The following is a 9,878-nucleotide window of genomic DNA, read 5'->3' on the forward strand; positions in this document are numbered from 1 at the left end:
CAAAACTATTTTAATAAGTGCTAAAACAACTTTAAGAGAGCGTTGACAAGAAGTTCCTGAAGAGATGAAACGTACTGGTGTAAAACATATAATAACACTAGATGATTCATTAAGTGATAAATTGATTTAAAATTTATCTCAAAATAATATAACTTTGATAACAACTAAACAGATTAAAAATAGTTTTTATAAAAATATGAATTCAGTAATAACACTTGAAGATTTTTTATTAATTATAGAAAAGAATAAAAATAATTGAAATTTTAATAATTATTCTGATGAAGAAAAATTCATATTAAAAAATAGTTTTATAAATAAATCAAAATTGTATAAGGATAACGATTTTGTGGTTAACTACTATAATAAGTTAATTAAAGAAATGGATAAATAAAATATCACGTAAGCCCTTAAAGTTAGCGTGATATTTTTTAATTATATTTCGTATAAAGTAATAACTACCATTGGTTCTTTTTGAATAGCTTTTGCTATTTTTCTTCGAATTGATTTTCTTAATTTTTCTTGAATTTCTTTTAGATTAATTTCTTTAGCTGATTTATCTTCGAATTCTTTGTTAAATAAATCATTAACTATTTTAGTAATAATTTCTTTGTTGTCTTTTGTCATTATGCCATATGATGAAATTTGTAATTCATCAATTGGTCTTTTTTTCTTATAGTCAATTAAAACACTTAAAGCAATAACACCATCTCTCGCTAAACTTTCACGCTCATTAATAACTTCTCTTGAAATATCGCCAACACCGAAACCGTCAATAATCACATCACCAACATTTCTAATAGCGTGTTTTTGACTTACTAATTGATTATTTTCAAATTCAGCAACTTTTCCGTTTTGTAAAACTAAACAATTATTTAAATTCATGCCAGTTGATCTTGCTATTTCAGAAGCAACCACTAAATAACGATATAAACCTTGAATCGGAATAAAGTAGTGGGGCTTTAACTTTTTAATAACATCTCTAATGTCTTCTTTGGCAGGATTACATGAATAATAGCTATCTGAATCTAAAGTTATTAAATTAGAAGTATGTCTTGCTATTTCGTCTAGTGTAGCAGCATAATTTACTTCCAGCCCGTTTACAGGAGGGGCAATAATAATTACTGCATCATCGTTTCTTAATTTCAAATAAACATCTTTATCAGAAGCAATTCTTGTTCATCTTAAATAAAGTCTTTCAATTGCTCCGGTAACTAAAATAACTGTATTTTTAACATCGTTAGCAATTCGATAATCTAAAAATTCTGGTAGTTCTAAATTAGGGTTAATTTTAGCAACAAGACTAATTAATTGTGAATAATTACGCCCATAAGTAATAACTGGTTTTTTATATTTTTTAGCTAAGATTAAAATTTCGTAAGCCGTAATCATATCTTCATCATAAAGACCAACAATAATACGTTGGTTTTCTTTGGCTTCTTTAAATTTATATTCAATTTGTCTACTAATTCAAAGTTTATCGATACTTTTACCACGATAAGCTGAGTGTCCTGAATCCATAATTAACATTTCTAATGACTTATTATTAGCATGAGAAATTTTATAGATTTCATCTAAATCAGTTTTACCGTAAGGACCTAAATCACCGTCTACGAAATTAGTCATAAATGTTATATGACCTTCATCATATTGAAAATCAAAACCAAGTTGTCTAGGTAAACTTCCAGCCAGATTAAATGGCGTGACTAAAACATCATAAATTTTAGTTGGTTGCGAAATCGTAATAACTTCATAATTTTGGTTTTCAATGTTGTACTTTGAAATACGGTCTAATAAAATGATTTTATTAAAAGCAGAAGTATAAATTTTTAAACCTTTAATTTTCATTAATAATCAAGGAATTGCAGAAAAACTTTCATTATGAATATCGGTTAAAAATAAACCAGCGATATCGTTTTGTCTTCTTTCTAAATATTCATAATTACAAATTAAATTATCAATTCCGTTGTGTGAATTAATAGGGACCTTGGTACCTGAGTTAACTATATAAAGCTTATTATTAATATCTAAAACATACGCATTTTTACCGTTTTCGTCTTGTCCTCCTAGAGCAAAGAAATTAATTTTACTCATAATATATAACCTCCATTATTTAATTGAAATGTAAGAAAAGTCTTATTTTTAATAATTATTTTATAATTGTACCAATTTTTAAAGCTTATTTTTGATATTGCAACATGTATAAAAATAAATAAAAGCAACCTTGAAAATTCAAGATTGCTTATGAAAACTTAATTTATTTAAAATCTTACAGATAAACAGGTTAGACCGCCGTCAATCTTTTTATATTCAGAAGTATCTACTTCAACAATTGATAAATATTGATCTGGGTGTTTAGCCATAATTTCTTCTAATTTAGCTTTTACAGTTGGATATCCGGCTGGCATAATAATATTCCCGTTGCAATAAATAACGTTAACAGCGTAATCTTCTTCTTTAGGCACTTCAATTAAATTAAATTTTTGAAATTCAGGAGTTTTGCAAAATTCGCCAGTTACTAATAAATAGTTATTTTCAATATAAGTAGTTCCGGTTTTTAAGTGTAAAAATTCGGTAACAGGAATAGGCACAACAGTTTTGCCTAAAGGTTTTACATAACTTTCAAAAGCTTCGATTGCTTTAGCGTTTGTTCTTGCTGATAAACCAATGTAGTAAGTATCGTCAATTGGTAAAACATCTCCACCGTCCATAAATGCTTCTGGTGAATATTCTTCAATATATTTAATATCTTTGAAGTAGCCCTCTTCTTTTAAAGCTTTAATGGTTTTAATCATTTCTAATTTTTCGCCATTACGTGAAGAGGCACCTGGGTTAGTAATAATTGCTAATTCATTAGGAATAATAACCACTGGATCTTCAACAAAACATGAATCTGGATATCTTTCATCTTTTGCTAATTCAATTACATTAACGTTTAAAGATTTAATAGCATCAACATAATCTTCGTGTTGTTTAGCTGCTAATTCAAATTCTGGAACACCTAATTCAGGGTGTCCGGTAATACCATCTAACATAGCATGGCAAGGATTTTTAACTAAAAATGTCTTATAAACAGGTTTGCTCATTTCTTTCCTTTCATCGTGTCATTTTATTAACACTTACTTATATTTTATTTTGTTAAAAATAAAATTTTTCAATCAGCAAATAAAAAGAAAATAATTGCTATTTTTTGGTAAAAATAAAAAATGTAAAGCTACTATTCTTTACATTTTTTCGTGAATAGTGTATAAAGCATCGTCAACTCAGACGGTGTCGCCAATTCTTACTTTCGCGTTTCGCCCTTCTGGTTCACGACCGTTAATAGTAATTTTGTGAATTTTGACGAAAAACTTAGCCATTCCTCCTGTCGGACAAAGATCAACTATTTTTAAAAATTGGCTTAATTTAATTTCACCTTTGATATAAACGTTCATTAAAAACCTTTCTGTGGAGTAATTAGTTGAATTACATTTGGATTACTGTCTGATACAACCACAATTCTTTGTTTATCTTTAGTAAATTTAATATATAAAGTTCCCTCAAAAACACTAATAGCGTCTTTTAAAAATCTTGAGTTAATAGCAATTTTTAATTCTTCGCCATTATAAGTAAAGTTTTGAGTTTTAATTTCGGCATTAGCAATTTCTTTTCTAGTTGACATAAAAGTCATAGTGTCATTTAAAATGTGAATTTTTAACTTATTGTAATTTTCAGAAATAATAACTGAAGCTTTATTTAATAAGTTATTTAATTCTCTTTTTTCAATAATGATTTCGCTAGTAAATTCCTTGGGAACAATTTTTGACATGTCGTGATAAACTTGGTCAACCACTTTTGATTCGATGATTGAACCGTCTTTTTCAAAAGATAATTTTTTATCAGAAATATTTAAAATAACGTCGCCCTCAAAATCAAAAGCTAATAAATCCTTTAAGTTTTTAGCTAAAACAGAAATATTAAATGTAGCATCTGAATCAATATCTTTGGTTGCTTCGGCATATCTATAACGATCAGTAGCCAAGAATTTAATTTTGCCGTCATTGGTTGAAATATTAACACAGTTTAAAATTAAATTATTTTCGTTATTTGAAGTAGCTAAAATAACGTCTTTAGTTAAGTTTTTTAAATCTTGTCAATCAATTCTTAGTTGTTCACCTGAAAAATCAAAATCAATAGCAGGATATTCTTCGTCATATAAGTTGATGTTAAAGTGATCGCTATCAGTTATAACGTCTACCACTTTACCGTCTGATTTTAAAACAATATCGCCTTCTAGTTTTTTAATAATATTTCTAAAAATATTAAATTCAACTAGCATAAAACCTGGGGTAGTAATTTCGACATCCATTGAAGCAGAAATAGTATGTTTAATACTAATTGCTCCGTTAGAACCGATCATAGTAATTTTGTTATCTTCGGCTTTAATTCAGATACCTTTTAAAGTTACAAAAACAGGATTAGGATCAATTACTTTGCTAATACGATCTAGTGCTTCGTCTAATATAAATTTATTTATTCTTAATTCCATATTTACTCCTAAATTATTTTCTTAATGTTTTGTTGTATTTTTTCAATTGCTAATTTTAAAGTTGGGTTAGTTTTAATATTTTTATCAACTCATTTAATTGAAGCAATAACGGTTGAGTGATCTTGATTTGCTACCATAGCTCCAATTTCTTTTAAAGTATAATCAAAACTGTTTTTAATAATATAAATAGCTATTCTTCGAGCAACCACAATGTCTTGCGTTCTAACATTTGAAATCATTTTTTTACGATCAATTTTATAGTATTTACATACTGCATCAATGACTTTTTCTGGGGTAATATTTTCTTTAATTTGAGTAACATCTTTAAAAATTGATTGCATTGTATGAAGATCATAAGTAAAATAATCATCATCTTCGGCAAAAAGTTTAATTCTATTAATAGCACCTTCAAGACTACGAATTGAACTAGAGAAATTACGAGCGATAAATTTTAAACTTTCATCCTCTCATAAGTCAGGATTAATTCCTTTTTGAAGTAATTTAGATTTTAAAACCTTTATAATGTCGTCAAAAGTGGGTTGTTCTATTGGAAGTATTAAACCGCCTTCAAATCTAGTAATAAATCTTCTTTCAAAACCACCTAAATCACTTGGTTTTTTATCTGATGAAATAACAACAGTTTTATTTAAATCAATCATTCTACTGATAATGTTAAATAAAACAACCATGGTTTGTTCTTTTGTACCGTATTGTTGGATATCATCAAACATTAAACAATCATATTGAATTAACTCATCAACAATTTCGTTAATACGATCAGAATTTTTTGATTTAAGGTTGTCTACTATTTCCCTTGTAAACATGTCTGGATTTATATAACGAGAATTTAATCCATTTTTTTTCATCTCGTTAACAATAGCATGTAATAAGTGAGTTTTACCTAATCCTGAATTAGAATAAATAAATAAAGGAGAAAAAATAATATCTGATTCTGGATCACAAATACTTTTAGCCGCTTTTATTACTTTACTGTTAAATTCACCTAAAGTATAATTGTCAAAAGTTCAGCTTCTTTTAATATTGTGTTTAAAACTAGATGGTTTCTTTTGAACTTCGTTTTTAATATTTTGATCTAATAAATTGCTAATTTCAACAGAAGATTTTATAAAAGTTACTTCAAAGTTGTTGTTATTAAATACGGTTTTAACTGCCCGATTTATAGCGATTGAATAATCGGCAATAACTTTTTCAAAATGATTTACAACGCTCGCTAATTTATCCAACATATAAACCGTATTGCCTTCATATCAAGTAATTTCTAACGGTTTTATATAATTTTCATAAGCGAAGTCTTCGTTGATGTTTTTTTCCATTTCTTCTTGAAATAGCTCATTTTTTTCTTTAAGTTCGTATTCTTTTTCTTTGCTATACATAGTTATAAAAATTATAAAGTAATTAACATCAGGTTATTTTTTTGACGAAAAAATGTGAAAAATTTAAATTTTTTCCACATTTTTATCAACATTAAATAAACATTTAAATGAACTTAAATTAAGTTTATTTTTTAATAAATAAACGTTATTAACAACAAAAAGTGTTTTTTATGAGCTATGTTAATAACTTTTTGATTTTGTTTATTAAAATTAGGATTATTTTAATCTTTTATTACTGGTTAAATAATATTTATTTAACCTGCAAAATTTGAAATGCAAAATTTTTAGGCATATTTTGATAAAATGTTTAAAGTTATTTTACTTAACTAAATAAATAATTTCATTTTTAATTTGATGTAAAGGAGAATGTTATGAAAAGAACATATCAACCTAAAAAACGTAAACACATTAAAGTTCATGGTTTCATGGCAAGAATGTCAACTAAAAACGGAAGAAAAGTTTTAGCTGCAAGACGTGCAAAAGGAAGACATAGATTAACAGTATCAGACAGTAAATAGTTTGATATTATTTTTATATTTTATACAAGTCAAATATGAGTAAAAATAAAATAAATACTGTTAAAAAAAATTGAGAATTTCAAGCTATTTTGGACAAAAAAAATCAAGTAGTTTCCAGAAATTTAATTATTTATTTTGACAAATCAGATTTCTTTAGGGTCGGTATTTCGATACCAAAACAATTTGCTAACGCCGTACAGAGAAATCATTATCGTAATCAAATTAGATCAATTTTAAGACAAATGGATTTTAGTAAAACTAATTACGATACCGTTATTATTGCAAGAAAAGGTTTTTTTAACCTTGATTGAGATAAAAAAGTTAGCGAAATTCACAAACTATATGAAAGGATAACAGATGGCAAATAAAGGTAGTAAGTCAAAACACTATCAAGATTTTAGGGTCTACAAACAACAAGAACAAACCCCTAAAAACGTTTGAAAAAAAGTGTGAAAATGACTGAAAATAATTATCATCGTTTTATTTGTTTCTGTTGGTCTTGTTGGTTGTGTCCAATCTTTTGCGATTAAATCAAGTATTAAGGTTGGAGCAGGTCAGGAAGTATATACTACTAAAAGCGATATTTCTCCTAACATAGCAACAGCTAGATATGACGAAGCAAATAATAAATTCTACTTCCCAAATAAAGTCGATGATAAAAACGTTATTGTTAACACTTATTTATCATTAAAACAACCAAAAGCTGTTAATGATCTTGTTAAACAAGATGAAACTACTGGTGGAGAATATGGTATTTACAACGGTCGTTCATTTGCATTACAACTAGAAGAAATTAAAGATGCAAACGCAAATTACCAAGACGATAAATACTGAACAAATATTACATCAGAAGGCACTTCAAATGAAACTGGATATATCTATGAAAAAGATAACAAATATGTTTACTTTAACTTAGGTATTGAAGGTAGTGGTTTAGGTAAAACCCAAGTATATAACCCAATTTCAGAATTTAGTGATATCTACATTCCTAGAAACTTCACTTTTGCAACTAAACAAATTTCTATCGAAGGTGGAGATAATCTAAATATTAATAATTATTCTGAATTATCGGAAAACTACTGATATAACATCATACCTGCTGAAATTGAAGCTGGTGCAACCCCAGAAAATTACTTAGTACGTGATGTATTACAAATCTTAACTTTACAAACTCTAAAGAAATGAGTAAGTAAAAATACTAGAGATATAAATCAAATTGTTTACGAAGGCAAAACACCAGCTTCTGATAAAGAAATTATCGAAGGTTGAAATAAATTTGTAGCTAACGTAAATAATAATATTAAAGATAAATTGGCTAACCTAAAAGTTGAAGGCGAAAACTCAACTTATGCAGAGCTAATGGCAGAAATAGATCAAAAGGCTGAATTATTTAAACAAAAGAAAGACGAACAATCTGATGTTTCAAATTCTAAACCAGCTGAGGATGCAACCGAAGAAGAAAAGGCTAATTTCGAAGCTAATAAAGCTAAAAAATTAGAAGAACTTAAAGTTGAAAGAAAAACTATTTCAGATGAGATCTTAGCTTTACAAACAAGAATTGAAGCTTATAACACTCAATTTGCCGGTTATACTAGCTTAGTATCTAATTTAACTGAAACTCTACAAAATTACGCTAACCAAGCTCAATATAAACAAACTGGTTACCACGTAGTTCAAGATGGTAAAAATTCATTTGTATATCAATTTTCAAATATTAACGCTGCTGGTAATTATGACGCCGAAGCATGATTTAAGAATTACATTAACTCATACGCTCAAACAGCTCATAAACCTATTACTACATACGGAGAATATTGAGCTCAAGGTCCATTCTTCGGTATGTTCGTAGAACCAGTTAACCTATTTATGCATGCTATTATTAAAGGATTAGGTACAACTGGTTGAAGTATTATTTTTGCTTTAATTGTTACTGTTATTATTGTTAGATTAATTAGTTTTGGTGTTTCATTTAAATCTCTATTTAGTCAAGCTAAAATGGAAGAATTTAATAGAAAGAAAGCTAAAATCGAAGCTAAATATGCACCTTACAAAGGTGATAAACAAATGATGCAACGTAAACAAATGGAAATTAGTGAACTTTACAAGAAGGAAAAAATTTCTCCTTGAGGTCAGATGATTACGATGTTTATTACGTTGCCAATTCTTATCGTTGTCTTTAGAATTATTTCTGCTTCGCCAGAAATTAAACAAGCAACATGATACGGTATTCAACTTTCAGCTACCTCAATTAGTCGGGTAATGAATAAGGAATTTGCTTATCTACCAATTATCCTTGTTTCAGTAGCTGTTCAAGCTGTTGCTCAATATACACCTAAGATGTTAAAATGAAAACGTAAGAAATCATTACGTGCTGATGCTTACGAAAGAGCAGCAATGAAAAAAGAAAACCGTAAGGGTAATATTATTGCTTTAATCTTTATTGGTATCGGAGTTATGTTCTCTGCTGGTCTTCAAATTTACTGAATTATCGGTGGTATCTGAACAATTGCTCAACACTTATTCGTTCATTACTTCCAAAGAACAAAATACTTTAAAAACAAAATTGAACCAAAATTATAATGATTCAAAAACAGGCTTTAAAGGCCTGTTTTATTTTGGTTTTTGACAAATTTATAAATAGTGTTTTACTATATTAAATAAATAGATCTAATTCTTTACTAAAGTTTGATTAAAAAATAGTTAGCCTTATTTAGCTAACTAATTATATTTTTAATAATTCGAAAATTTGTTCCAGTTTACCAGTTATCCGTTGTTGTTCTTCGACAGGAGGGAGTGGTAGTTTTATTTTTAATAGCATTGATTTGGATATTCTATTTATAGTAGTTGTAGAAATATCTGTTAATTGAGATTTAAAAACATTAGATATAAAAAAATAAAACAAATAATCATTAATTTTTGAAGTTATTTTGTACATAAACGATCCAAAACTGTATTTTCTTGAATCTTTTATTTTAGCAACTTTGCCAACTAAATTTCTGCTACCGTTAGAAGCGGTCATTAAAATATCATTTTTAGTGATTATTTTATCTTTTACGTTTGATTCTTCTAGAAAAATTAAATTGCTCAAATCTATTTTGTCATTTTTTATGTTATTTGATCTTAAAACTGGAATGCCTTCCTTTTTAAGATCTGACGGTAAATAACAAACACCATTATTTATCATTGAAACATATTCTAAGTTAACTCATTGTCAACTTTCAGGTATGTCAAACGGAATTTGACCCGTAATATCAACAACTTTATCTCCAACTTCTTCATATCATTTATTATCTTTTTTGTAAATGTATGAAAAAGTTTTATTAGCTTTAATTTTCTTTTCTGCTATTAATTTTTCTTTTTCTTTTTTAATTAAAGCTAATAAATCTTCAACACTAGAATCAGAAGGTAATTGTTTGGTTAGTTTTCCAGAAATTGCATAAT

Annotated in this window: 10 protein-coding genes; 4 read left to right on the forward strand and 6 right to left on the reverse strand. The window is 27.4% G+C overall.

All coding sequences use genetic code 4. The features are described 5' to 3' along the window. The first annotated feature begins 196 nt into the window (after positions 1-196). On the forward strand, positions 197-391 hold the full coding sequence (locus tag FJO69_RS07590) for a hypothetical protein (protein ID WP_140781545.1): 195 nt from the start codon (positions 197-199) through the stop codon (positions 389-391). 41 nt (positions 392-432) lie between these two features. Here FJO69_RS07590 and FJO69_RS07595 read toward each other — a convergent pair whose 3' ends face one another. The 5 genes from FJO69_RS07595 to dnaA all read right to left on the reverse strand — a co-directional run bounded on the left by FJO69_RS07595 (position 433) and on the right by dnaA (position 5,919). Continuing rightward, positions 433-2,091, reverse strand: coding sequence for a ribonuclease J (locus tag FJO69_RS07595; RefSeq protein ID WP_140781546.1), 1,659 nt, complete (start codon positions 2,089-2,091; stop codon positions 433-435). A gap of 167 nt (positions 2,092-2,258) precedes the next feature. Next, complete coding sequence (locus FJO69_RS02795; RefSeq protein WP_140781547.1) at positions 2,259-3,083, reverse strand: dimethylarginine dimethylaminohydrolase family protein; 825 nt, start codon at positions 3,081-3,083, stop codon at positions 2,259-2,261. Positions 3,084-3,221: 138 nt separating this feature from the next. After that, on the reverse strand, positions 3,222-3,431 hold the full coding sequence (locus FJO69_RS02800; protein ID WP_140781548.1) for an RNA-binding S4 domain-containing protein: 210 nt from the start codon (positions 3,429-3,431) through the stop codon (positions 3,222-3,224). Next, complete coding sequence (gene dnaN, locus FJO69_RS07600; protein WP_140781549.1) at positions 3,431-4,525, reverse strand: DNA polymerase III subunit beta; 1,095 nt, start codon at positions 4,523-4,525, stop codon at positions 3,431-3,433. The genes FJO69_RS02800 and dnaN overlap by 1 nt, the downstream gene beginning before the upstream one ends. Positions 4,526-4,533: 8 nt before the next feature. Beyond that, on the reverse strand, positions 4,534-5,919 hold the full coding sequence (gene dnaA, locus FJO69_RS07605; RefSeq protein WP_140781550.1) for a chromosomal replication initiator protein DnaA: 1,386 nt from the start codon (positions 5,917-5,919) through the stop codon (positions 4,534-4,536). Between the two features lie 371 nt (positions 5,920-6,290). Between dnaA and rpmH the strand changes: the two genes are divergently transcribed. From rpmH to yidC, 3 genes are read left to right on the forward strand one after another with little or no spacing between them, the layout of a single operon-like run. Further along, positions 6,291-6,437, forward strand: coding sequence for a 50S ribosomal protein L34 (rpmH, locus tag FJO69_RS02815; protein WP_140781551.1), 147 nt, complete (start codon positions 6,291-6,293; stop codon positions 6,435-6,437). Positions 6,438-6,472: 35 nt separating this feature from the next. Further along, positions 6,473-6,805, forward strand: coding sequence for a ribonuclease P protein component (rnpA, locus tag FJO69_RS02820; RefSeq protein WP_140781552.1), 333 nt, complete (start codon positions 6,473-6,475; stop codon positions 6,803-6,805). Next, the gene (gene yidC, locus FJO69_RS07610) at positions 6,795-9,017 is read left to right on the forward strand and encodes a membrane protein insertase YidC (protein WP_211333789.1); all 2,223 of its coding nucleotides are present in this window, start codon (positions 6,795-6,797) and stop codon (positions 9,015-9,017) included. The genes rnpA and yidC overlap by 11 nt, the downstream gene beginning before the upstream one ends. A gap of 142 nt (positions 9,018-9,159) precedes the next feature. Here the strand turns inward: yidC and FJO69_RS07615 are convergent. After that, the coding region (locus FJO69_RS07615) for a restriction endonuclease subunit S (RefSeq protein WP_211333790.1) at positions 9,160-9,878 on the reverse strand (719 nt) is incomplete at its 5' end.

Origin of the sequence: [Mycoplasma] falconis (assembly GCF_006385795.1) — a bacterium.
In the GTDB taxonomy this organism is placed as follows: domain Bacteria; phylum Bacillota_I; class Bacilli_A; order Mycoplasmatales; family Metamycoplasmataceae; genus Metamycoplasma; species Metamycoplasma falconis.